Origin of the sequence: Jeotgalibacillus sp. R-1-5s-1 (genome assembly GCF_004405105.1) — a bacterium.
In the GTDB taxonomy this organism is placed as follows: domain Bacteria; phylum Bacillota; class Bacilli; order Bacillales; family Jeotgalibacillaceae; genus Jeotgalibacillus.
Map to the genome: position 1 here is coordinate 126791 of NZ_SORW01000052.1, position 25612 is coordinate 152402.

Below are 25612 nucleotides of genomic sequence, written 5' to 3' on the forward strand. Positions count from 1 at the left end.
GTTTCTGCAGAAAAATGTATTGTTTCGCCCGATTTTTGTATCGTTTCAGCAGTGAATTGTACTGTTTCAAATGGTATTCAATCGAATGAACATTTATTTGTATCGTTAGACTTTGCAGCATCGATTTTTGTATTGTTCACAAACAGAATTTTCACGTTCCGCCGATTTATTGTATCGTTCTAGAATGGAATTGTACCGTTCCGCATAGACACCACTGGCAAAAACACTCACATAAAAATGGAACTTTCACCCTCCTCATCCGTATAGTAGGTAACAAAACGACTAAGGAGTGATCTTATGCCAACCTGCCCGAATTGTCAGCACAGCTTTACCTGGAGCGAAACGGTAAGACGTTCTTTTAAACTTAACAGTGGAGTCAAATGCCCTTCGTGTGAACAAATGAATTATCCTACTAAAAAATCTCGGACCCGCTCAGCCTTGGTGAGCTTTATTCCGTTACCGATCATCTTACTGTCCAACCTGTTTTATCCACTGAACTGGACTGGCTATGCTGTCTTTTTGATTGCGACATTTATCATTGTCCTTTCACTTTTGCCGTTTACCATCCGCCTCACTGACAAGGAAGAATTTTTGTGGTAAAGAAAGGGGAGTAAAGCAATGCCGCGCTGCCAGAACTGTCATCAAAAATGGTCCCATCTTGCTACACTGAAACGCTCACTGAATTTTAGCAGTGGCGTCACGTGTCCGCATTGTGGTGAAAAACAATTCGTCACAAAGCAATCAAGAAAACGTTCGGCATCTTTATCCGGACTCATAAGTTTTATCATCATTGCAGCAGCACTTTTCTTTAATTTTTCATTATCTGAACTGCTGATTTTTTCAGGCGTCATTCTCGTTCTGTCAATGCTGATCCTGCCATACGGAATCGAACTTACCAATAAGGACGAACCCTATTGGTAAACGTTTTTACAGTAATTTATGATGAACCTGCTCATTCACAAAATGCACACCCTCATGATCTGTCATCTTAAAAGCAGGTTCAATTTTAATCTGTTGTGACCACTGATCAAAAGCAAGTTGCCTTTTCCCTTCCTGATAGTGCGGGCAGAACGTTCCCTTTAGAAATCCAAGACCTGCATACTGCTCCCACGTTTCGTCCGCACCTTCGCTGAAGCACTCTTCAAACCAGCACATGGCCCCGGCGCTAATGCCGGCAATCACAATGCCCCGATCATACGCTTCTTTTAATTGCACATCAAATCCTGTTTCCCTCCATTTAGATAGCATGAATTGAGTACTGCCGCCTCCAACATAAATGAGGTCCTGCTTGTTGAGATTGGCTTCAGATAAATCCCTCATAAGAATATGGGACGTAAGATGTCCTTTAAAAGCCTGGTGGAAATTTTCTATGTAGCCAGGGGCATCACCGCTTGCTGTCGGAATAAAACAAACGTTTAATGGGCCGGTTTTATTGATCTGCTTCACAATGTAATCGTCATCCTCATGTCTGCCGGTAGAAAAGCCGCCTCCGGATAGTGCAATGATTTGTCTCATGTGGGTTGTGCTCCTTGCATTTTTTTAATAGGTTACCATATTTGGGGAGAAGGGTGAGTGAGGGAATTGTGTCTGGCAGTGAAGGAATCCGGTCGTTGAAAAGAAGGGATTCCGTTGGTTAGTGAAGGAATTAGTCCCGGGCAAAGCCTTAATGAAGGAATTAAATTCCAGAAAGAAGGATATAATTTTTGAAACGAGGGAATCAATTCTTCAAAAGACCGAATAAGTCTCATGAATGAAGGAATCTCGTCCCCGCGCCAAGTCGCCTAATCATCCAACCACAAAAAAGCACCTGCCTCACAGCAAATGCCCAATACACCATGCCGCACTTTCTTTAAACGGCTTCACCTTCAAATCATTTTCTGTCAGCTGCAACGACTGCATCAGATCCTCCGCAACGCTTTCCTTCATCGGATCAATCACACCGCGATCCCGGGTGATCACGTTTAACTCCTCGTTTATGAGCAGACTCCGGCGGTCAAAATTCATGGTCCCGATATCGCACACCTCATCGTCAATCAACAGGACCTTTGCGTGATAAAAGCCGTGCTGCAGCTGATAAATGTCTGCCCCCATTTTCAAAAGTGCGCGCAAATAGCGATAGGAGGCTGGCTGCACGAGAGGGTGATCCGGTGTGCCCGGTACGAGAATCGTCAGCCGGACGCCGCGCTGCACGCGGTCCACGAGACAATCAAAAACAGTTGTCGTCGGAATAAAATATGGTGAGCCGATAAAGATAGAATCTTTTGCTCCCGATAACAGTCCGCAAATAAAGGTCTCCTGATCAACTGCACTTGATGAGACAATCTGATAACCGTCCTCCGATTCACCTTCTGCCTGAACTTCCCTCTGAGACCAGTCCCTTTCAAACTCCTGTCCGCAATCCGACACAATATCCCCCATCAGCCGCAAATGGTAGTCACGCCACGGTGAAAGAACCGGGTGCAGGTGCAGATACTCCCGTCCAATATTAAACCCGCCAACATGTGCAATGTTGCCATCGATCACCGTCAGCTTTTTATGATTTCGTTTCTGAACATCAAACCAGGAGCCTTTAAACAGAGCAGAGCGGCTGAATTTAATCACAATGCCTTCTGTATTTAATTGCTTTATTGCTTTTTTAAACGGACGGCTGCCGACAGAATCGAGCAGTAACCGAACCTTAATGCCTTCACGAGCCTTTGAGACAAGGAGCTCAAGCATTCTTTTACCGGCATCATCCGGCTGAAAAATATAAAACATCATACTGATCGAGGCAGTGGCTGCACGGCAATCCTCTTCCAGCTGTTTCATCCAGACAATCCCGTCATCAAAAAAGGCTGCTTCACCCTGCCTGCACGGGTAATGTGTTCCGCATTTAGTTTGACGGTCGCGTTTCAACCCGATCAGCCAGTCAAGTCTGAGCCAAAGACAGATCGCGGCAATCCAAATTAGAACTTTCATCCATCTGCCTCCTTTCCGGTAATTAGTATATCCAAACACTCACAAAACCTGTAAAATAGTTATAGAAAAGTTCTGAAAAGTCATTGACTGAATGCTCATTCATTATATAATGGTACTAAGCAAGCAAGTTTCGACAACATTGGGGAGGAGTGCAGCGAACATGAGTGCAGGGGATATTTTATTAATTGTTAACTGGATTGCGTTCATTCTTGTAACCGCTTACGCTGTTTATCTGTTCGGTTACTTACTGAAAACGCGTTACGAATTCATCAGACTCGGCAAAAAAGTCGAATTTGAAGAGAACGTAAAAGAACGTATGAAGAAAATTATGGTTCAGGTTTTTGGACAGAAAAAATTATTGAAGGATAAGAAAAGTGGTTTGATCCACGTGATGTTCTTTTATGGATTCCTGATGGTTCAGTTTGGCGCCATCGATTTCATTTATAAGGGATTAGTCCCTGGGGAACATCTGCCTCTAGGCATTTTCTATCCTGGATTTACTTTCTTCCAGGAGCTTGTCACATTAATGATTTTAGTTGCGGTAGTCTGGGCATTTTACCGCCGTTACATGGAAAAGCTTGTCCGTCTGAAAAGGGGTTTTAAATCAGGACTTGTGCTGATTTTTATCGGTGGACTGATGGTTTCTGTACTGCTTGGAAATGGAGCAAATATTGTCTGGCAGAATCATGATCCTGTCTGGACAGAGCCGGTTGCATCCGGGGTTGCGCTGGCAACAGGCTGGCTTGGCACAGGCTTTGCCGCATTTCTGTTCTACGTATCCTGGTGGGTACACTTATTATTCCTTTTAGGATTCCTGATTTACGTACCACAATCAAAGCATGCCCATTTAATTGCAGGGCCTGCAAACGTATATTTCAACCGTCTTGATAATCCTGGTAAGCTCAGCAAAATCAATTTTGAGGATGAGTCACAGGAATCGTTTGGTGTAGGGAAGGTTCAGGACTTTACCCAGGCGCAGATGATTGACCTGTATGCCTGCGTGGAGTGCGGACGCTGTACGAATATGTGTCCGGCAACCGGTACAGGAAAAATGCTGTCACCGATGGATCTGATCACGAAAATCCGTGATCACCTGACGTTAACGGGAGCCGCGATTACATCCCAGTCACCATGGGTTCCGGCACCTGCGTTTGCCCATACAAAAGGAAACCAGATCGCCGCTGCGTCAGCTGCCGGCGGACCGGAAGCTGCTTTTGATATGTACAGCCCGAGCCTGATTGGCGATGTCATCACAGAAGAGGAAATCTGGGCATGTACGACTTGCCGTAACTGTGAGGACCAGTGCCCGGTGATGAACGAGCACGTTGATAAAATTATCGACCTTCGCCGTTACCTCGTACTGACTGAAGGTAAAATGGAGCCGGATGCTCAGCGCGCGATGCAAAATATCGAGCGTCAGGGTAACCCTTGGGGACTGAATCGTAAGGAAAAAGAAAACTGGCGTGAAGCACGCGAGGACGTTCACATTCCTACGGTAAAAGAACTCAGCAAACAGGGAGAAGAATTTGAGTACCTGTTCTGGGTAGGCTCAATGGGATCATTCGATAACCGAAGCCAGAAAATCGCCCTGTCATTTGCCAAGCTACTCAACGAAGCTGGCGTGAAATTCGCGATTCTCGGCAACAAAGAAAAGAACTCAGGAGATACACCGCGCCGCCTTGGAAACGAATTCTTATTCCAGGAGCTTGCAACAGCCAATATCGCCGAGTTCGAAAAAAATGACGTGAAGAAAATCGTCACGATTGACCCTCACGCCTACAACTGTTTTAAAAATGAATATCCTGACTTCGGCTTAAAAGCAGAAGTCTACCACCATACAGAAGTACTGGCTGACCTGGTGGAACGTGGCAAGCTGAAACCGGTGCACGCCGTGGACGAAAAAATCACCTTCCACGATTCCTGCTACCTCGGCCGCTACAACGAAGTATACGATCCGCCACGTGAAATCCTGAAATCCATTCCGGGTGTCACACTCGTCGAAATGGAACGCAGCCGCGAAACCGGCATGTGCTGTGGCGCCGGTGGAGGACTCATGTGGATGGAAGAAGACAAAGGCCACCGCGTCAACGTTGCCCGCACCGAGCAGGCACTCGTCGTCCAGCCTTCCGTCATCAGCTCCGGCTGCCCATACTGCCTGACCATGCTATCCGACGGCACAAAAGCCAAAGAAGTCGAAGAAGAAGTCGGCACCTACGACGTAGCAGAACTGCTTGAACTAAGCGTATTCGGTAACGTCGTGCCAGTTGAAGAGACTGCTTGATTCATAGGGTAAACAAAAAAGATCCGCTTTGGCGGGTCTTTTTTATCTCCTTTTATCGAAAGCCATTTCAAGATTCCTCATCAAAAAATCCGGTAAACCAGTCTGCTCCATCAGCTCTTCCTGCGTGAGCCAGTAAACATCATCCACCTCATCCACACTCTTCGCAAAAGCCTCACCACTCACATACCTACACAAGAAAACAATATCCACGACGTGCTCTCCCTTATCAGTCACAAAAGAAGAACTGTTCACATATTGCTCCACCTCAACCTCTATCCCAACCTCCTCAAAAACCTCACGTTTAAGACTGCGCTCCAGGATATCATAAGAAAACCCCTCCTGATCCACTTGCCCTCCAACAAAAGCAAGCCCACCACCCGCATGCTCTTCCTTTTCACTTCTTCGAATCATCAGCCATTTATCATCCTTGTAAATCGCCGCCTCCACATTCAACACAAACATTATGTCACCCTCCAGTATTCAACATTACATTTCATATTCTAAAAGGACATGCAGTTATCCTTTAAATCCCATCATTTTTTCACCGCCAGAGTTGATTGGAGTGGAAGGCGCCGACTCCAGCGGGATAAAGCGGGACAGGTGAGACCGTCTGTCCGAAGCGCAGAGAGGCTCACCGGAGCAAAAGCGGCTCTTCCCGCGGTAAGCGTCCGCCTGGAACGGAAATCAACGTTTCTCCAAAACTACTCCTCCAAAAAACCCATCAAGTTGACAATTCCCATCACCTGTTATATTTTAAATATAACTTAATGAGCGAGAGACGTTTGTTTTCTACCGCCTGATAGACCCCGGATTTAGCATTCACTTCAAACAATCTGTAGGGAGCGTATGAAAAATCCTGCGAGTCAGCGTAATGAAAAGTAGACGTAAATCGGTGTATTTCCTCATCCTTTTAATGGATGAGGAGGTATGCCGATTTTTTTAGCTGCAAATTGAATGGGAGTACTTCAAAAAACGTGATATGTTCGTTGAAGTAAAACCGGCAATTGTCCAACCTTAACGATCTTTAGATCTTAGGGTGGGATCGTTGCCGGTTTTTTTCATTCGCAGGATGATATGGTTCATCCGTAAATCTCATAAATGGTGATCAGAAAGGAGTTTTGAACATGTCAGTTTCACCGGGAATGTTATTAATACTGTTTATGATTGCACTCATCGCTGGTGGTGTCAGCAGTCTGTTATTCCTGAATCCAAAAATGCCGCTAGCTTATATCCGGGTTCACTTATCGATTCTGATGATTGCACCACTCATCGCTTTATTTGGCTTGTTTAATCCTTCGATAAGTGGAATGACTGGACCGTTTTATCTGGATTCTCTGGCCTGGCTGATGGTGGTGTTTATTTTATCTATTGGCATCATTATTCAGCGTTTTTCGGTTAGATATTTATTAGGGGATCGGGCTTATCGAAAATATTTTGTTCTTTTTACGATGATGACCACATTTGCCTCTTTAGCCTGGCTGAGTGGTGATGTGAGGCTGATGGTGGCAGGCTGGGGGGCTTCGCTGGTTTGCTTGACTTTACTCATCAGATCGAATCGGGAATGGAAGATGTCGATTCAGGCATCTAAGCTGACGGCCGGTCTATTCATCGTAAGCTGGATTTCTTTATCGGCAGCTGCGATCTGGCTCAATCAGGTGACGGGGCAATGGCAGTTGTCACTTGCTTTGAACGATGCAGTATTGGGGCAGTTGGATGCCTGGGAGAAAACAGGAATCAATTTGCTGATTGTGTTAGCCGTCATCATTCCGGCTGCCCAGTTTCCATTTCACAGATGGCTCATTGAATCAGTGGTCGCGCCAACACCTGTTTCTGCAATCATGCACGCGGGGCTTGTGAATGCAGGGGGCATCATTCTGACAAGATTTTCTCCTCTTTTCACCGGAGATGCAGCCTCCATCCTGTTGCTGATCATCGCCAGCGTTTCCGTGTTGCTTGGAACAGGCATCAGTCTTGTTCAGGTTGATTATAAGCGACAGCTCGTTGGTTCTACGATCGCGCAGATGGGCTTTATGCTGATTCAGTGTGCGATTGGTGCTTATATCGCAGCCATTATCCACCTCATTTTACATGGGATATTCAAAGGGACGTTGTTTTTACAGGCAGGTTCAGCAGTGCGTCGTTATGAGGCTTCATCAAGGGTTACAGAGAGAGCTTCAAGAGTATGGGTCATCGCAGGATGGGGAATCGGTGCGGTTGCCGGAGCGGCTTTTTGGCTGATGGCGCCAGGTGAAGGTTACCGGTTAATCAGCGCGCTTATTCTCGGGTGGTCGTTATCCGTTTCGTGGACGCAATTAATTGCATTCGGACCGGGGAAAATTGGTCGTGTTGCAGGACTTGTCTTTATCGGGGTTACGGGAACGGTCTATTTTGCGGTGCATGAACTGTTCTACAACGTACTTGAAATCAGCATTTCCCAAAGTGCACAACCGCCTTTTGCAGCTGTCTTCACAGTGATTGCATTCCTTTTAGTTGGCAGTGGAATTGCTGCATGGTCAGCACGAAACCGGACTTCGATTTTCCACGCTAGGCTGTATTTATGGCTGGTCCGTTTAGGAGAAGCGAAATCAGTCGAAAATCATCCGTCTTATCTTAAAAAATATGTTTCCTGAGGAGGAGATGCCTGATGGTTACTTCATCAGTTGTGAAAAAAGATAAAGCGATAACCACCCCTCGTAAACGGAGCGTAGAGGAGATCATACAATCGGCCGGTCGTGTGATCGCACCGCTTTGGCCGATTGCAACCTTTGCTGCACGTAATCCATGGATGGGGCTTGAAAAGCATTCCTTTGATCAGGTGGCAGCGTGGCTGAAGGCAAGCAGAGATGTTGATATGTATCCGGGTGCGTCAATGATTCTTTCTGCCAAAGAGCAGGGTGAAATTGACGGGCGTTTTCTGAACAGCCGCCTTGAGGAGTGGTTACGCCAAAACACTTATCAGATTCCAAAAGAGACAGCTTATCGTTTCTGTCAGGCTGCACTGTCATTCGAGCCGGTTCCAAAGGATATTGCGGATTCGCCTGAACTTGAAAAAGCAGCATCTCTTTTTGCAGGGATGAATGAAGAAGATGACAGTCCGGAATATGGTCAGCCATTAAGTACGCGTGTCAAGAATGGCAGGGGAGAGCAACTGGTTCAAACGCTTGATCAGCATGTCATCAAATGGAGCAAGCTGTATTTGGATGATTCCCAGGCAGCATGGGAAATGCCAAATCGTGATAAAGGACTGTATAAAGCCTGGCTTCAACTGGCTAAATATGATCCTGCATTCAGTAAACAGCAGCGTAAGAGTCTGTACGGATGGCCTGAAGAAGCCGATGCTGCACTGACTGAAGCGCTGACAGAACTGAATATACCAGAATCAGCATGGCAGGATTATGTCGAAGGTCATCTGCTGTCCTTACCGGGCTGGGCAGGGATGATGCAATGGCGATCCAGCCAATCTGCTCAGGAAAAATCACTGTTAAAAGAGTATGCCGCCGTCCGGTTGTCTATCGAGTGGCTGCTGCTGAAGCCTTTCCTACCTTTAGAGGGAGCACAGAATCATAAAGAAGTCCCGGTTAAGAAGTTCATTGCGTCATGGATGCACTGGGGGGAGCTGACGTTTGAACAATGGTCATCACTCTCATTTAGTGAACAAAATGACTATATCCGTTTCGCTTCCCAATTTACTGATCAGGTACGCCGGAAGCTCTGGCTGGAGGCCTGGGAGCTTACGCATGAAAATCGTCTGCGTCAAAAGCTCTCCGATGAAAAATCTTCAGCGGCTGATGAAAAAGCAACTTTAGCGCAGTTAGCCTTCTGTATTGATGTGCGTTCGGAGCCCTTCCGCCGTCAGCTTGAACAGGCGGGGCCATTTGAAACGATTGGTATAGCAGGGTTTTTCGGTCTGCCGATTGCCACAAGCGAGCTTGGCAGCCGCCACAGTCACGCTTCCCTGCCCGTTATATTAAATCCGCAGCATCATATCAAAGAGCAGGCGGACAAGCAGGAGCTGACCATGTATCAGGATCGAAAGCAGACTGTCGAATCGTTTGGCAGCACGTTTAAGACGATGAAGCAGAGTGTTGTATCAAGTCTGCTGCTGCCGGAATTAAGCGGACCATGGCTGAGCCTTCAAATGGCAGCAAGAAGCTTTATTCCAACCCGTGCAGACCGCTTTATCAGAAACCTTTATCAAAGCTGGCTGCGCAAGCCTGAAACCAGCCTGTCCCTTGAATTAAATCAGCAGAGAAATTCACAAATTGCCTTTGGTTTTTCTGACGGGGAGAAAGTGACTTATGCTGAGCAGGCACTAAGAATGATGGGACTTACAAAAGACTTCGCCCCACTGGTTGTCATTTGCGGGCACGGCAGTCACAGCACCAACAATCCTTATGCTTCAGCCCTTGACTGCGGGGCCTGTGGCGGTGCTGCCGGCGGATTCAATGCAAGAGTGTTAGCCACGCTGTGTAATCTTCCGGAAGTAAGAGAGCAGCTTTCTATGGCAGGGATTCAAATTCCTGAGAAAACGGTCTTTGCTGCTGCTGAACATAAAACAACGGTTGATGAACTGCACTGGATTCACGTGCCATCACTCACAAAAGAAGCGAAGGAAGCATTTGACCGTATTGAAGAAGTCATGCCAAATGTTAGTCAGAAAGCCAATACAGAACGCATCGCACAACTGCCGAATATTGATTCAAAATCAAAACATCCGGTCGCAGAGGCGCACCGTTTTGCAGAAGACTGGAGTGAAATCCGTCCAGAATGGGGACTTGCGCGAAATGCTGCTTTCATTATTGGACAACGGGAGCTGACGCAGGAAAGTGATCTTGAAGGGAGAGCTTTTCTTCATAACTACGACTGGACGCAGGATCAGGAAGGCAGTCTTCTAGCAAATATCATCGCAGGACCTGGGACCGTGACACAATGGATTAACCTGCAATATTATGCCTCAACCGTTGCACCGCATTTTTACGGAAGTGGAAATAAAACGACCCAAACTGTCACGTCGGGCATTGGCGTGATGCAGGGAAATGCCAGTGATCTGCTGGCAGGGCTTCCATGGCAATCCGTCATGAAATCAGACGATGAAGCCTACCACTCACCGCTCCGCCTGCTCATCGTCATTCAGTCACCTGATGACTATATCGAACGTTTGCTGAACGTGGACAAGTCCTTCCGTGAAAAAGTGGAAAACGGCTGGATCCGCCTCGCCAGCGTCAATCCTCAAGGAGGCTGGAGAAGCTGGTCATAAACCATTGCGCTCATTTAAATACTGAAAAGGAGAGACTGACATGAATACTGATAAAAAAGTATTAATCCTGACTGATGTAGAACAAGGAATCGAATCAATCATCAAGGAAATGACTGACGCGGATTCAGAAAATATGGTCGTCATTCGCAGCTTCGATACAACCATCGTACATCCCTACGATGAAATCATGAGTTCGATCATCCAATTTGTATACAACGATAACATCGAAGCCATCTATGTTGTCGGTTCATCAGACAAAACCGCCACTGACATAAAGAAAAAAATTCAGTCCGAATCCATCCCGGCACTCAATTACCTCTTCAAGCACCATATGCCTGAATTACAGGCTGACACCGTTGAAGAGTGGCTAAAAACAGATAGCAGCCATGAAAGCGTGAAAAAGAGCGTCAACCTCATCAGCCGCCATCCACTCATCCCATCACACATCAAAGTCCAAGGGATCGTTGTAGATGACCACGCGCTGATTTCTGTCAGTGCATGAACTGCATATGAAGCCAGTTATAGCGATATAAGATAACCTTGAATTTTTTGAAGTTTGGTTTTTTCTTTTCTCCGGATTTTTGATTTGAAAAATAAAAACAGCTAAGAATTAACACCATTAGTGCCGGGGACATCCGGAGACTCCTTTCAGAAAAGGGATCAAAGTTTTGAACAATGAATGAGTTTAAGGTCTGTTTTAATTGATTTCACAATTAATGTTAGGGTGTATGATTGTTGAAAAATAATTGATGACTACCATCAAGAGTGCCAGGGCATTCCGTAGACTCCTGCGGCAGAAAAGCGACAGGTGAGACAGCGTAGCGCGGAGCGCTAGCTGGCTCACCGCGCGGCCGCGGAAAGCGAAGGAATGCCCTGGCACGGTTTTTAAATCTACCAATCCCTTCTTCTTAAAAACTCCTTGTATCAAAACTTGTAATCGCTTACAATAGAATCAAGAATATTCTATTAATATGCCGTTTTCTGACGGCTTTTTTAAAGGGGAATTACTGAGCGAGCGTTCAGTCAACAAACCGCTAACTCAATTTTGAAAACGCATACAAAGGGGAGAACCATCATGCCAAAAACAGTCATTATCGACGGAGCAAGAACACCATTCGGAAAACTTGGAGGCGCACTTGCTTCCTTTTCAGCATCAGACCTTGGCGCATTCGCGATCAAAGAAGCACTGAAAAGATCCGATGTCGCACCGGAATCCATTGACGAAGTCATTTTAGGAACTGTGCTTCAGGGTGGACAGGGGCAGATCCCGTCTCGCCAGGCAGCGCAAAAAGCCGGCATTCCATGGGAAGTAAAAACAGAAACGATCAATAAAGTATGTGCATCAGGTATGCGAAGCGTCACGCTTGCTGACCAGCTGATCCGGCTTGGGGATGAGTCGCTGATTGTGGCGGGCGGTATGGAGTCGATGACAAATGCACCTTATTTTATGGATAAAGCCCGCTCCGGTTTCCGTATGGGTGATACGACAGTGAAGGATATGATGGTGCATGATGGACTGACGTGTACATTCAATCATGTACATATGGGAACATACGGCAACTCAACGGCTGAAGAATTCAACCTGTCGCGTGAGGAGCAGGATCAGTGGGCATTCAGAAGCCATCAGCGCGCAGGAGAGGCGATTGAAAAAGGGATTTTTGCTGAAGAAATTGTGCCTGTAGAGGTTCCACAGCGTAAAAAAGAACCAATTACCGTATCCCATGATGAATCGGTTCGAAAAGATACATCTGTTGAAAAGCTTGCAACACTTCGTCCTGCATTTGACAAAGACGGCACGATCACAGCGGGGAATGCACCGGGTATCAACGATGGGGCTTGTGCAATGGTGCTGATGAGTGATGAACGCGCTGAAAAAGAAGGTAAGAAGCCGCTTGCAACGATTCTTGGCCACGCAGAAGTCGCGGTCGAAGCAAAGGATTTCCCACAGACACCGGGCCTTGTCATTAACAAACTGCTTGAGAAAACAGGCTATAAGCTTGAGGATATTGATCTTTTTGAAATCAATGAAGCCTTTTCAGCCGTCGCACTTGCAAGCTCGAAAATTGCTAACCTTGACCCTGAAAAGGTGAATGTCAACGGCGGTGCAGTCGCGCTCGGGCACCCAATCGGCGCTAGTGGAGCCCGTATTATTTTGACACTTGCTTATGAGCTGAAGCGCCGTGGCGGCGGACTTGGTATTGCATCCATCTGTTCCGGCGGCGGTCAGGGAGATGCTGTATTAATTCAGGTTTAATCCACTTTACGAACAAAGGAGATTGAATATGGACATTAAAAAGGTAATGGTCATTGGAGCGGGACAGATGGGTGGAGGCATTGCGCAGGTATGTGCACAGGCCGGCTACGAGGTCACGCTGAATGATTTAAAGGATGAGTTTTTAACTAGAGGTCTTGGGGTTATTGAAAAAAATCTGTCACGCTCGGTGGAAAAAGGACGCATGACAGAAGAGGATAAAACGGCCACAATGAACCGCATTACGCGTTCAACGGATCTGAATGATGCGAAAAACGTAGACATCGTCATTGAAGCAGCGGTTGAAAATATGGAGATCAAAACGAAGATTTTCAAAACGCTGGATGAGGTCGCACCGGAACATGCGATTTTAGCGTCAAACACCTCCTCACTTCCAATCACGGAAATTGCAGCAGCCACAAACCGTCCGGAAAAAGTGATCGGGATGCACTTTATGAACCCGGTTCCGGTTATGAAGCTCGTTGAAATTATCCGCGGACTCGCTACAACAGATGAAGTGTATCAGGCTGTCGAAGATATGACCAAATCATTGAACAAAGCGCCGGTTGAGGTGGAAGACTTCCCGGGGTTTGTATCTAACCGTATTTTGATGCCGATGATCAATGAAGCGATCTACACGCTTTATGAGGGAGTGGCGTCGAAGGAAGCAATTGATGACGTGATGAAAATGGGCATGAATCATCCGATGGGACCGCTTCAGCTCGCTGATTTTATCGGGCTCGATACGTGTCTGTACATTATGGAAATTCTTCATGACGGATTTGGCGACAGTAAATACCGCCCATGTCCGCTTCTGCGGAAATATGTAAAAGCCGGTTGGCTCGGAAAGAAAACAGGCCGCGGATTCTACAGCTACGAATAATCAGCAAAGGGGAGCAGAACGATGGAACTCCGTTTTACAGAAGAGCAGGAAATGATGCGCAAAATGGTGCGCGACTTTGCCAAGGAAGAAGTCGCGCCGTTTATTGAACGGATGGAAGCGGGCGAATTTCCGCGTGACATTTTAAATAAAATGTCTGAGCTCGGGCTCATGGGCATCACCGTTCCGGAAGAATACGGCGGGGCAGGGATGGATTTTATCTCCTATATTATTGCGATTAACGAGCTGTCGAAGGTCAGTCCGGTCGTCGGCGTAATTTTATCGGTGCATACATCTGTTGGGACCAATCCGATTCTCTACTATGGAAATGAAGCGCAGAAACAGAAGTACGTCACGAAGCTTGCGACCGGTGAATATCTCGGTGCATTCTGCCTGACAGAACCGGGTGCAGGATCAGATGCAGCCAGCCTGAAAACAAAGGCAGTGAAAAAAGACGATCATTACGTCTTAAATGGCTCAAAGATTTTCATCACCAATGGAGGGGAAGCGAATACGTATATTGTATTTGCTGTCACGGATCCTGAAAAAGGAACGCGCGGGATCAGTGCCTTCATCGTGGAAAAGGATACACCAGGCTTCATCGTCGGAAAAGATGAAGAAAAAATGGGACTGCACGGCTCACGTACGGTTCAGCTGACGTTTGAGGATATGAAGGTACCGGCTGAAAATCTGTTAGGTGAAGAGGGAGAAGGCTTCAAGATTGCCCTCGGGAATCTTGATGTCGGACGGATCGGTATCGCTGCAAAATCACTCGGTATTGCGGAAGCAGCCGTTGAACATGCAGTGGCATACGCCAAAGAGCGTGAGCAGTTTGGCAAGCCAATCGCCAAGCAACAGGGAATCGGATTTAAATTAGCTGACATGGCAACAGCTGCTGAAGCGGCACGCCTGCTCGTCTACCAGGCAGCGGATCTCCGTCAGCAAGGTAAGCCATGCGGGAAAGAAGCCTCTATGGCAAAGCTGTTCGCTTCATCGACAGCCATGACAAACGCGATTGAATGTGTACAGGTATTTGGCGGAAATGGTTATACAGAGGATTATCCGGCAGAGCGGTTATTCCGCGATGCGAAAATCAGTGAGATCTATGAAGGTACAAGTGAAATTCAACGAATCGTGATCAGTAAGCACGTGACAAAATAGGATGGGGGATTTTTGAACATGAACTTTACATTAACTGAAGAGCACGAAATGATCCGTAAAATGGTACGCGACTTTGCAGAAAAGGATGTTGCACCAACCGCTGCAGAGCGCGATGAGGAAGAACGTTTTGACCGATGTATTTTTAATAAAATGGCGGAGCTTGGCCTGACAGGTATTCCATGGCCAGAAGAATACGGCGGTATTGGCAGTGACTACCTTGCTTATGTCATCGCGGTAGAAGAGCTGTCACGTGTATGTGCATCAACAGGTGTAACGCTGTCAGCCCACCTTTCACTTGCAAGCTGGCCAATCTACAAATTCGGTAACGAGCAGCAGAAAAAGCATTACCTCACAAAGCTTGCCCAGGGTGAAATGCTTGGCGCGTACGGCTTATCAGAGCCTGGCGCAGGATCTGACGTATCATCTATGAAAACGCGTGCTGTGAAAAATGGTGATCATTACGTATTAAACGGCTCTAAAGTCTGGATCACAAACGGCGGCGAAGCAGAGCTGTACATCATTTTCGCGGTAACAGATCAGGATGCAGGAACGCGCGGCATGAGCGCATTTATCGTAGAAAAAGGCTGGGAAGGCTTCTCGATCGGAAAGAAAGAGAAAAAGCTCGGTATCCGTTCATCACCAACAACGGAACTTATTTTCGATAACGTCAAAGTACCGGCTGAAAATCTCCTCGGAGAAGAAGGCCAGGGCTTTAAAATCGCCATGATGACCCTTGACGGCGGCCGTAACGGAATCGCTGCCCAGGCAGTCGGCATCGCACAGGGAGCACTTGATGCAGCCGTTGAATACGCAAAAGGCCGAGAGCAATTCGGCAAAACCATTCTTGCCAATCAGGGCGTATCCTTCAAAATCGCCGACATGGCAACGGGTATCGAAGCGTCCAGACTTCTGACTTATCAGGCAGCATGGCTCGAATCAGAAGGCCTGCCATACGGCAAAGAATCTGCCATGTCCAAACTGTTCGCCGGCGACACAGCCATGAAAGTAACCGTCGAAGCCGTCCAAATCTTCGGAGGCTACGGCTATACAAAAGACTATCCGGTCGAACGCTACATGCGCGACGCCAAAATCACCCAAATCTACGAAGGCACCCAGGAAATCCAACGCCTCGTGATTGGAAGAATGGTAACGAAGTAATTTTTCTTAAAGACTTCGAGAATTTTTAACGATCATTAATCACTATAAAAGTTGATCGAAACGGAAGGTGACAACTCCTGCGGGAAAAGCGTAGGCGATTCGTCCAGCCCCGACAAGCATAAATTGAAGATGAAAAGAGGGCTGACCTTTGCCCTCGTTCAGCTTTGACTTATGGCCTCGAGGGGCTAGTCGCCGCAGCTGGACAAAGGAAAGCGAGTACCTTCCACGGTGATCAACGGTTTTATACATTTACAAAGTTGATTGGAGCGAAAGAATCACCATTCCTCCACACACATACATCAAGAATTTTAAACAACCATACTAAAGATTTTTCACATAGTTGATCGAAACGGAAGGTGGCGACTCCTGCGGGAAAAGCGGGACAGGTGAGACCGTCAGTGCGAAGCACGGAGGGGCTCACCGCCCGCCCGCGGAAAGCGCCACCTGCAGTGTAGATCAACGCTCCCATTATAAATCTAAGGTGGCGGATGCGGTTGGATAAAAGACGCGAAGTACAATCGTCCGTAAAAGACGAACGACTCGTCGAGATGCGCAGAGATCAGATGATAAAAGGAGCCGTTTCACTCTTCAAACAAAAAGGCTTTCACCGGACCACGACACGCGAAATCGCCAAAGCGTCCGGCTTCAGTATTGGCACCCTCTATGAATATATCCGGACAAAAGAAGACGTCCTGTACCTCGTCTGCGACCGGATCTATGACCAGGTTAGGGCCCGACTGCATGGCATGGACCTGGACGGAGGTACACTTGAGTCCCTCTCAACAGGGATCGCCCACTACTTCAGAGTGGTCGACGATATGCAGGACGAAGTGCTCGTCATGTACCAGGAAGCCAAATCACTCTCGAAGGATGCCTTGCCTTATGTGTTGAAAAAAGAGCTTGAGATGGTGGAAATGTTTGAAATACTCATTCAGAAATGCGTCGACGAAGGGGAACTTGAGATGGAGAAGGAAATGATTCATCTCATGGCGCAGAATATTTTTGTTCAGGGGCAGATGTGGGCGTTCAGACGATGGGCGCTGCGCTCCTACACGATCGACCAATACATCGAACGCCAGACCGGTCTGCTGTTAAACGGCATTAAAGGCTTTCAGACCGTGGCGGAATAGGGGGAACATAGCATGGCAGTCAATGAACCAGTGATTTACAAGCCCGCCAATCCGGTGCGCTTTGTAACGGCATCGAGTCTGTTTGACGGACATGATGCTTCCATTAATATTATGCGACGCATTCTTCAGGCAAGTGGTGCAGAGGTGATTCACCTCGGTCACAACCGTTCTGTTGAAGAAGTTGTCAATGCAGCGATCCAGGAGGATGTGCAGGGCATTGCGATTTCCTCCTACCAGGGTGGCCACGTTGAGTATTTTAAATATATGTATGACCTGTTAAAAGAGCGCGGTGCTCCGCATATCCGCATTTACGGTGGAGGCGGCGGGGTTATTATCCCGCGTGAAATTAAAGAGCTTCATGAGTACGGCATCGCCCGAATCTTTTCTCCTGAGGATGGCCGTCAGCACGGACTTCAGGGCATGATTAACCAGATGCTGAAAGAATGTGATTTTGCCACGGTTGAACAGGAAATGAAGCATGAAATTGACGAGCTGCAAAGCGGTGCAACACCGATCGTGTCAAAATTCATTTCACTTGCTGAGTACCGCATGCAAAATGACAGTGAACAGTGGCAGGAGATTATGGATCGTGTGAAGGCGGCTGAAAAGCACGCACCGGTTGTCGGTATTACCGGAACAGGTGGAGCGGGGAAAAGCTCCCTTACCGATGAATTAATCCGCCGCTTTATCAATGAAGTGCCGGAGAAAAAGGTTGCAATTCTCTCCATCGACCCGACCAAGCAAAAAACGGGTGGTGCCCTCTTAGGGGATAGAATCCGGATGAATGCTATTTTCTCTGATCGCGTATTTATGAGAAGTCTTGCGACGCGTGGATCGAAAAGTGAGTTGTCACTCGCGATTCGTGATGCGATTTCTGTTGTCAAAGCAGCCGGCTACGATTTAGTCATTGTGGAGACGAGCGGAATCGGGCAGGGGGATGCGGAGATTGCAGAAATCTCGGATATTTCTATGTATGTGATGACGAGTGAATTCGGTGCGCCTTCACAGCTGGAGAAAATCGATATGATTGACTACGCAGACCTTGTTGTTATCAATAAATTTGAGCGTAAAGGCTCTGAGGATGCGAAACGTCAGGTGCAGAAGCAATATCAGCGAAGCCGTATGCTGTTTGACCAGGACCTTGATGAAATGCCGGTATTCGGTACGATTGCCTCCCAGTTTAACGATGCGGGAACGAACGCGCTGTTTGCTGCACTGATCGAAACGATTAACACAAAAGCGCAGACGGACTGGTCAACAGCCTTTTCGAAAAAAGCCCAGGTTGAAAAGCAGAACGTCATTATTCCAAATGACCGCCGCTATTACCTGCGTGAAATCTCGGAAACCGTGCGCCGCTATCACCAGTCAGTTGAACAGCAGACAAAGCTTGCACGCCGCTTCTTCCAGCTTGAAGGAAGCATTGAAGCGCTGAAAGAGCAGGGGAATGATGAGGCTGTCGCACCGCTTGAAACACTGAAGCAAAACACCTGGGATGAGCTGACGGCTGAGTCGAAGAAAATTCTTGAAAACTGGCCGAAGCTGAAGGATATGTACGCAAAGGATCAGTTTACAACGAAAATCCGTGACAAGGAAATCGTCACTGAGCTGACCACAAAAAGTCTGTCCGGACTTTCAATTCCAAAGGTCGCGCTTCCGAAATACGAGGATTACGGCGAGATTCTAAAATGGGTGTATAAAGAAAATGTACCGGGTTCTTTCCCTTATACGGCAGGCGTCTTTCCATTTAAACGGAAGGGCGAGGATCCGAAGCGTCAGTTTGCCGGAGAGGGAACGCCGGAGCGGACGAACCGTCGATTCCATTACCTGTCAAAAGATGACGATGCCAAGCGCTTAAGTACGGCATTTGACTCCGTAACGCTTTACGGTGAAGATCCGGATTACCGTCCGGACATTTACGGAAAAGTGGGAGAGAGCGGCGTCAGCATTTGTACGCTTGAGGATATGAAGAAGCTGTATGCTGGCTTTGATCTGTGTGCTCCTTCAACATCCGTTTCGATGACAATCAACGGACCTGCGCCGATTATTCTGGCGATGTTCATGAACACAGCAATCGATCAGCAGGTGAAAAAGCGTGAGGAAGAGCTTGGACGCACGCTGTCACTCGAGGAATTTACGGAAGTGCGTGAACAGACCCTTCAGGTCGTGCGCGGAACGGTTCAGGCCGACATTTTAAAAGAGGATCAGGGTCAGAATACGTGTATTTTCTCAACCGAATTTGCACTGCGCATGATGGGTGATATCCAGCAGTATTTTATCGACCAGAAAGTGCGTAATTACTATTCTGTTTCGATTTCGGGGTATCATATTGCTGAAGCTGGTGCTAACCCGATTTCGCAGCTTGCCTTTACACTCGCAAACGGTTTTACGTATGTCGAGTACTATTTAAGCCGCGGCATGAATATTAATGACTTTGCACCGAACCTTTCGTTCTTCTTCTCGAACGGGCTTGATCCTGAATATACAGTGATTGGCCGCGTAGCCCGCCGCATTTGGGCGACGGTGATGAGAGATAAATACGGTGCAAATGAACGGAGTCAGAAACTGAAATATCATATTCAGACGTCAGGGCGCTCCCTGCACGCGCAGGAAATCGACTTCAACGATATCCGGACAACGCTGCAGGCGCTGATGGCCCTTCAGGACAACTGTAATTCCCTTCATACCAATGCATATGATGAGGCCATTACAACGCCGACTGAAGAATCCGTGCGCCGTGCGATGGCGATCCAGATGATTATCACAAAAGAACACGGCTTAAGTAAAAATGAAAATCCACTGCAGGGTTCCTTTATCGTCGAAGAACTGACGGACCTTGTAGAGGAAATGGTGCTGCAGGAATTTGAACGGATCAACGACCGCGGCGGTGTGCTTGGCGCAATGGAAACGCAGTATCAGCGCGGAAAAATCCAGGAAGAATCCATGCACTATGAAATGAAAAAACACACGGGTGAGCTGCCGATTATCGGTGTCAACACCTACCTGAACCCGAATCCTCCATCAGAAGAGGAAATGGACAGCATGGAACTGGCCCGTGCAACAAAAGAAGAGAAGGAAACCCAGATTGCCAACCTGCGCGCGTTCCAGGAACAGCATGCGAATGAAGCAGATGCTGCACTCGCAAGGCTGAAAGAAACCGCTGTTACAGGAGGCAACCTGTTTGCTGAACTGATGGAAACAGTGAAGGTCGCTTCACTCGGACAAATCACGCATGCACTTTACGAAGTAGGCGGACAATATCGCCGCAATATGTAAAGTTTAAGTAAAACCTGACCGGGAATCCCGCAAATAACTCCCGGCAGGTTTTCTTTTGTACTATAATAGAACTAATAACAACTTGCGGGACGTGATTACGTGAAAAAACTGCTGATTTTGGGCGGCTCGATTTTAATATTGTCATCAGCCACACTGTACCTTTACAGCAAAATGTTCGGTGCAGTTGCTTTTTTTGTGCTCTCTGCCCTCTTTTACTGGCTGGCCTGGCGCGAAACAAAGAAAGCGGCAGGAATTTATAAAAAACAAGGGTAACTATGGCATTCCGGGTCCATCTTTGGTTATAATGGATAATATGCTTTCAGCTAAAAACCATGTTTTAAGATAGAGCGTATCACGCATACCAGATAAAAAGGAGTGCACGGAATGGAACTTAAAAACCGCTCAGTAGAAGACTTGAGAGAGTATTCTTTTATTGAAATTGCCCACCAGCTATTAGTGGACCGCCACGATTCAATCACCTTCAACGAAATGGTGAGCGAATGGCAGCGTCTGCTTGGCTTAACTGATAAACAGGCACGTGAAAAAATCGTTCAATTCTACACAGATTTGAACATGGACGGCCGCTTCATTTACCTCGGCGCAGAAAAAGGCTGGGGACTCCGCTCATGGTACCCGCTTGACCAAGTAGAGGACGAGCAGGTAACAAGCGAAATCCAGACGAAAAAGAAAACAAAGTCTAAGAAAAAGAAAGTCGCAGACGAAGATCTCGACTTCGATGACCTGGATGACGAAGAAGACGATCTTGCCTACGACGAGCTTGACGACGATGTAGATGATGTTGATGATCTGGATGAAGACGACGATGAAGATTTCGACGACGAACTCGACAGCGAAGACTTCGACGATATCGGTGAATCTGACGATGACGAAGATCTTGATGCAGAAGACGAGGACGACGAATTGTAAGAGAGAGGGAGGCTGCCCAGGCAGTCTCTTTTTTATGTTTAGTGGATGGAAATGCTGGTGGTAATCACGAGTTAAAAGTCCAGATCTTACGAAAGAGTGAGAAAATCTTTTGAAAGAGCGACGGAATTGTGTGAACCTGTTGCTGAATATTAGGAACCTGCCTCCAAATTCTGCGAACCATGAGTGAAATCCTGCGAACCTTTTTTGCTGGTGGTGTGAAGTTGCTGACTGGTTCATCGCCTGGCCGCGAAAAGCGCAGGAAATGCCTATTTCATGTTCCCTTCAAAAAGAAAATGTCCGTCCTCCGTGGAATCAGAAAAAATAACGCTGCCATCCTGAAAATATTCATTTTAGAGAAATCCTGTCACATCAACTGTTAAACCGCTGTCAAAAATAGACCTGAAAAAACTTCCTTGATTTTTTATAAAATGATGGTAGTATTTTATTTGGGCTCCCTGAAAAGGGATCAAACGCACATATACGCGCTCCCTTGCGTCTCTGACGCAGGAGGGGCGCTTTTTATTTTTTATAAGAGATTTTCCACCCACTCAATAAAACTTGGATTAGATGAAGGGAGAACAAACGATGTCAACAAAATATATTTTCGTTACTGGCGGAGTTGTATCATCATTAGGAAAAGGAATCACGGCTGCTTCACTTGGCCGCCTTCTGAAAAACAGAGGATTGAGCGTGACCATCCAGAAATTCGATCCATATATCAACGTAGACCCTGGAACAATGAGTCCATACCAGCACGGGGAAGTGTTCGTCACAGATGACGGTGCGGAAACGGATCTCGATCTTGGTCACTACGAGCGTTTTATCGATATTAACCTGAACAAATACAGCAACGTGACAACAGGTAAGATCTACTCAACGGTGCTGAAAAAAGAGCGTCGCGGTGATTATCTCGGCGGAACAGTACAGGTCATTCCGCATATTACAAACGAGCTGAAAGAGCGCGTTTTCCGTGCCGGACGTGAGACGAATGCAGATGTCGTGATCACAGAAATCGGTGGAACGGTAGGGGATATCGAATCTCTTCCATTCCTTGAAGCGATCCGTCAGATTAAGAGTGATGTAGGCCGTGAAAACGTGATGTACGTTCACTGTACACTCGTTCCTTACATTAAAGCTGCCGGTGAAATGAAAACAAAGCCGACTCAGCACAGCGTAAAAGAATTGCGCAGCCTTGGGATCCAGCCAAACATCATCGTGCTTCGTACGGAAATGCCGATTTCTCAGGATATGAAGGACAAAATTGCCCTGTTCTGTGACATTGATGAAAAATCAGTGATTGAAGCAACAGATGCTGACACACTTTATGCAGTGCCACTTGCGCTTCAGGCACAAAACATGGATCAGATCGTCTGCGACCATTTCGGCTTCAACGCACCTCAGCCTGAAATGACCGAGTGGAATGCACTTGTTGACCGCGTCCGCAATCTGTCCGGCAAAACAAAAATTGCTCTTGTTGGTAAATACGTTGAGCTTCAGGATGCCTACATTTCAGTCGTGGAATCCCTAAAGCATGCTGGCTACAGCTTCGATACGGACGTTGAAGTGAAATGGCTGAATTCTGAACTGATCACACGTGAAAATGTGGAGCAGGAGCTTGGCGATGTTGATGGAATTCTTGTTCCCGGTGGATTCGGAGACCGTGCCATTGAAGGTAAAATCGAAGCGATCCGCTACGCGCGTGAAACAAAAACACCATTCCTCGGTATCTGCTTAGGCATGCAGCTGGCAAGTGTTGAATTTGCCCGCAACGTCCTTGGTATGGATGGTGCCCATTCAGCTGAAATCAATCCGGAAACACCATTCCCGGTCATTGATCTTCTGCCGGAGCAAAAAGATATCGAAGACCTTGGCGGAACACTTCGCCTCGGACTGTACCCATGTAAGCTGACAGAAGGCACAAAAGCCTTTGAAGCATATGACAATGAAGTCGTGTACGAGCGCCACCGTCACCGCTTCGAATTCAACAACCAGTACCGTGAGCAAATGGAAGAAGCAGGCTTCATCTTCTCAGGCACAAGCCCGGACGGCCGCCTGATCGAAATCATCGAGCTTGCCGATCACCCATGGTTCGTCGCGTCACAGTTCCACCCGGAATTCACATCGCGCCCAACCCGCCCGCAGCCACTGTTTAGAGACTTTATTGAAGCATCTATTAAGAAGTAATTTGATGATTGGACCCCCGCTGCGGCGGGGGTTTGTTTGTTGTAGGAGGCTGGGGACGTTGTGGCGTCGCGTCGCGGCGGAAATTGTGGAATTCCTTCATTAATTTGTCTTATTCAGGCTTATCAAATTTTAATTCCTTCTTATGAAAAAACAATTCCCTCTTTCTGGAGAAAGATTCCCTCAAACGGTCATCAGGCACAAGGTATTCCTTCATTCGCTGAACTAATCCCTTCACAACTGAATGCCAATTCCCTCTTTTGAAAAAATGTTTCCTTCACTTCCCGCGACCTCCTAAATGCACTTATCAAAAAGTTCTTCACCACTCAATTCACAAATCGGAACCCAATTATAAAGTAAGCTTAAAATATTTTACCCCTTTAGTTGTTCCTTCTTTCCTGACAGCCATCTTTTCCACGAGTCTTCTTGCTGACTGCTCATCTGTAATTCTAAAAAACAAACGAACATCCTGATTCACTATTCCTGTGTCGCCTTTCAAACGGAACAATTGATCCAGTGCATCGTGATGAACTGTATTAGAAAAGTGATGACAGTCACTACAAGTCCACCCTCGTCTATTTTTGACCATCCCAATCTTTCTGCAAGCCGGACATTGTAAACCCATCTGCAGGTCGCTAAAATCAATCGAATATTTTCTCAACCAGTCTACCTCAAGCTCCTCATGCAAATTGATTAACACATCAGCCACTTTTTTTAACTGTGCCTGACCAAGCTTTTTTGTCTGGATCGTTTGCAAAGCCTTATGAATTTCACTTTCGATGGCTTCCGGCGGGATGACATTTCGCAGAACGTGCGGTGTTTCGGAGTGGATAATGGTGCGCGAGTTTGCCATAACGATGAATGGAATGACTGGGAGCGTGCCGAGCTTATTGCGTTTCATCAGCTCTGTCAGTTGTTCCGATTGTCTTTTGATCTGCAGGTGAAAGTCCTTGAAAGCTTCTGTTTGACCATTTAACGTGCGGAGAACCTGCTGAAAATCGGTTTTGAATTGTAGCGAGCCCGAGATGTTTTTGGTTTCTAAAATAATGATTGCGTTTTGGAAAAGGATGATCGTATCCATTTGGAAGTGGTGGTTTTGCCCTTTAAGTCGAAGGTTGTGAAGGATGATGTGAGGAGCTCTTATGAAGCTTAGATTATAATCGAGTCCGGCCTCTCCTTTATAGCCGGCGATTAAGTTGCGAAGGTGTTTTTGAATGTCCTCGAATTTCGGGTGATAGTGCGGCAGTCTGTCTGCGATGGTTTGAAGTGTTTGAATATGGCAGGGCAATGCCTGCGGTTTTATGATCATATTATTTCCTCCTTTTGATTAATCGTGCGACGGTACCCACGGGAATTAGTGCAAAGCTTCCGTAAATGCATGACCATTTAATAGCGGTGAAAAGTGGTGCAACCACGGCGAAAAAGGTCAGCTCCTCCGGATAAAATGACATGACAAGTGAAGTGCTGAGGTTTTCTAGAAAATCGAAGATCATTCCGAAAAGCGGCAGAAGAATGAACCATCTCCATTTTGATTGGCGGAAAGGTTTGAACAGGACACCGATTGTGGTCGTTAAAAAGAGAAAATAAGCGATCGGCCAGACGACATCAAAGGTGTAGCGGGCGCGAACATAATAAGCCCTGCCTTCTTCGCCATATGTATCTGCGATGGCAAAAAGTGTTTCGGGGGTGTAGAAGAAGGATCCGTCCGGTGATTCTGATGTCCCTGTGACACGCGAGGATTCGGCTGCTTCATTTGGCAGAATAAACCCGATAAAGCCGGCAAAGATCAGGACAGCGATGAGCCACGTTTTCCAGTTCGAAAGCTGATAAAGCTTCTGCATAGCGTTCACCTCCTTTTGGCTATTCTAGCTGTTTGGATGGTGGTGCGCTATTTATTTTAGCGTGGAGTCGGTTGCAGTGTTGAAGGGCTTGTTGGTTAAGGGCATTTGGGGAAGGTGCGGAGTTGTTGGAGTGATGGAATTAAATTTTGAAAAGAAGGAATGAGTATGTTTGTTTGAAGGAAATCGAAGGGAGTATGAAGGAATTAACTGTATCTGAAGGCCGTTTTGGTCTTCTGTCAATAAAGTGGACACTAAATAAACCTTCTTATCTTTTGAAGCCTAGCGCGCTTTGCTTGCTCAACCAGCCATCACCA

At 46.9% G+C, this 25612-nt stretch carries 20 protein-coding genes; 15 read left to right on the forward strand and 5 right to left on the reverse strand.

The window, feature by feature from the left end; translation table 11 throughout:
- Positions 1 to 297: 297 nt before the first annotated feature.
- Together E2491_RS17855 and E2491_RS15350 are read left to right on the forward strand one after the other, a co-directional pair.
- Positions 298 to 600, forward strand: coding sequence for a TIGR04104 family putative zinc finger protein (locus E2491_RS17855; protein ID WP_134376508.1), 303 nt, complete (start codon positions 298 to 300; stop codon positions 598 to 600).
- An 18-nt stretch (positions 601 to 618) separates the two neighbouring features.
- Positions 619 to 921 (forward strand): TIGR04104 family putative zinc finger protein, encoded by a 303-nt coding sequence (locus E2491_RS15350; protein ID WP_134376509.1) that lies wholly within the window; start codon positions 619 to 621, stop codon positions 919 to 921.
- 6 nt (positions 922 to 927) lie between these two features.
- Here the strand turns inward: E2491_RS15350 and E2491_RS15355 are convergent, their stop codons facing one another.
- Positions 928 to 1515 (reverse strand): Type 1 glutamine amidotransferase-like domain-containing protein, encoded by a 588-nt coding sequence (locus tag E2491_RS15355; protein WP_134376510.1) that lies wholly within the window; start codon positions 1513 to 1515, stop codon positions 928 to 930.
- Positions 1516 to 1812: 297 nt separating this feature from the next.
- Positions 1813 to 2958 carry a phospholipase D-like domain-containing protein gene (locus E2491_RS15360; protein ID WP_134376511.1) on the reverse strand — a complete coding sequence of 382 codons (1146 nt, stop codon included), beginning with the start codon at positions 2956 to 2958 and terminating at the stop codon, positions 1813 to 1815.
- 160 nt (positions 2959 to 3118) lie between these two features.
- On the opposite strand from E2491_RS15360, the gene E2491_RS15365 reads away from it, so the two are divergent.
- Positions 3119 to 5239, forward strand: coding sequence for a heterodisulfide reductase-related iron-sulfur binding cluster (locus E2491_RS15365; RefSeq protein ID WP_134376512.1), 2121 nt, complete (start codon positions 3119 to 3121; stop codon positions 5237 to 5239).
- Positions 5240 to 5281: 42 nt separating this feature from the next.
- Here E2491_RS15365 and E2491_RS15370 read toward each other — a convergent pair whose 3' ends face one another.
- Positions 5282 to 5701, reverse strand: a complete 420-nt coding sequence (locus E2491_RS15370; protein WP_134376513.1) for an NUDIX domain-containing protein — start codon at positions 5699 to 5701, stop codon at positions 5282 to 5284.
- Between the two features lie 656 nt (positions 5702 to 6357).
- On the opposite strand from E2491_RS15370, the gene E2491_RS15375 reads away from it, so the two are divergent.
- From E2491_RS15375 to E2491_RS15425, 12 genes are all read left to right on the forward strand, one after another.
- Positions 6358 to 7869 carry an NADH dehydrogenase subunit 5 gene (locus E2491_RS15375; RefSeq protein WP_134376514.1) on the forward strand — a complete coding sequence of 504 codons (1512 nt, stop codon included), beginning with the start codon at positions 6358 to 6360 and terminating at the stop codon, positions 7867 to 7869.
- A gap of 14 nt (positions 7870 to 7883) precedes the next feature.
- Positions 7884 to 10496: a DUF2309 domain-containing protein gene (locus E2491_RS15380; protein WP_134376515.1), complete on the forward strand. Its 2613-nt coding sequence runs from the start codon at positions 7884 to 7886 to the stop codon at positions 10494 to 10496.
- A 40-nt stretch (positions 10497 to 10536) separates the two neighbouring features.
- Positions 10537 to 10998, forward strand: coding sequence for a carbonic anhydrase (locus E2491_RS15385; protein ID WP_134376516.1), 462 nt, complete (start codon positions 10537 to 10539; stop codon positions 10996 to 10998).
- Positions 10999 to 11571: 573 nt separating this feature from the next.
- Positions 11572 to 12750, forward strand: coding sequence for an acetyl-CoA C-acetyltransferase (locus tag E2491_RS15390; RefSeq protein ID WP_134376517.1), 1179 nt, complete (start codon positions 11572 to 11574; stop codon positions 12748 to 12750).
- Between the two features lie 28 nt (positions 12751 to 12778).
- A complete protein-coding gene (locus tag E2491_RS15395) occupies positions 12779 to 13630 on the forward strand; it encodes a 3-hydroxybutyryl-CoA dehydrogenase (RefSeq protein WP_134376518.1) in 852 nt (283 codons plus the stop codon).
- Positions 13631 to 13651: 21 nt separating this feature from the next.
- Positions 13652 to 14788: an acyl-CoA dehydrogenase gene (locus tag E2491_RS15400; RefSeq protein WP_134376519.1), complete on the forward strand. Its 1137-nt coding sequence runs from the start codon at positions 13652 to 13654 to the stop codon at positions 14786 to 14788.
- Between the two features lie 18 nt (positions 14789 to 14806).
- Positions 14807 to 15946 carry an acyl-CoA dehydrogenase gene (locus tag E2491_RS15405; protein ID WP_134376520.1) on the forward strand — a complete coding sequence of 380 codons (1140 nt, stop codon included), beginning with the start codon at positions 14807 to 14809 and terminating at the stop codon, positions 15944 to 15946.
- A gap of 548 nt (positions 15947 to 16494) precedes the next feature.
- Positions 16495 to 17076, forward strand: coding sequence for a TetR/AcrR family transcriptional regulator (locus E2491_RS15410; protein WP_371414493.1), 582 nt, complete (start codon positions 16495 to 16497; stop codon positions 17074 to 17076).
- 12 nt (positions 17077 to 17088) lie between these two features.
- Positions 17089 to 20349 (forward strand): fused isobutyryl-CoA mutase/GTPase IcmF, encoded by a 3261-nt coding sequence (gene icmF / locus E2491_RS15415; protein WP_134376522.1) that lies wholly within the window; start codon positions 17089 to 17091, stop codon positions 20347 to 20349.
- Positions 20350 to 20448: 99 nt separating this feature from the next.
- Positions 20449 to 20622 (forward strand): hypothetical protein, encoded by a 174-nt coding sequence (locus E2491_RS17580; protein WP_166805906.1) that lies wholly within the window; start codon positions 20449 to 20451, stop codon positions 20620 to 20622.
- Between the two features lie 111 nt (positions 20623 to 20733).
- Positions 20734 to 21276 carry a DNA-directed RNA polymerase subunit delta gene (rpoE, locus tag E2491_RS15420; protein ID WP_134376523.1) on the forward strand — a complete coding sequence of 181 codons (543 nt, stop codon included), beginning with the start codon at positions 20734 to 20736 and terminating at the stop codon, positions 21274 to 21276.
- 585 nt (positions 21277 to 21861) lie between these two features.
- Entirely contained in the window at positions 21862 to 23460 is a 1599-nt protein-coding gene (locus E2491_RS15425; protein ID WP_134376524.1) for a CTP synthase, read from the forward strand.
- Positions 23461 to 23806: 346 nt separating this feature from the next.
- Here E2491_RS15425 and E2491_RS15430 read toward each other — a convergent pair whose 3' ends face one another.
- Positions 23807 to 24766, reverse strand: a complete 960-nt coding sequence (locus E2491_RS15430; protein WP_134376525.1) for a nuclease-related domain-containing protein — start codon at positions 24764 to 24766, stop codon at positions 23807 to 23809.
- A 1-nt stretch (position 24767) separates the two neighbouring features.
- The gene (locus E2491_RS15435) at positions 24768 to 25298 is read right to left on the reverse strand and encodes a hypothetical protein (RefSeq protein WP_134376526.1); all 531 of its coding nucleotides are present in this window, start codon (positions 25296 to 25298) and stop codon (positions 24768 to 24770) included.
- Between the last annotated feature and the right edge of the window lie 314 nt (positions 25299 to 25612).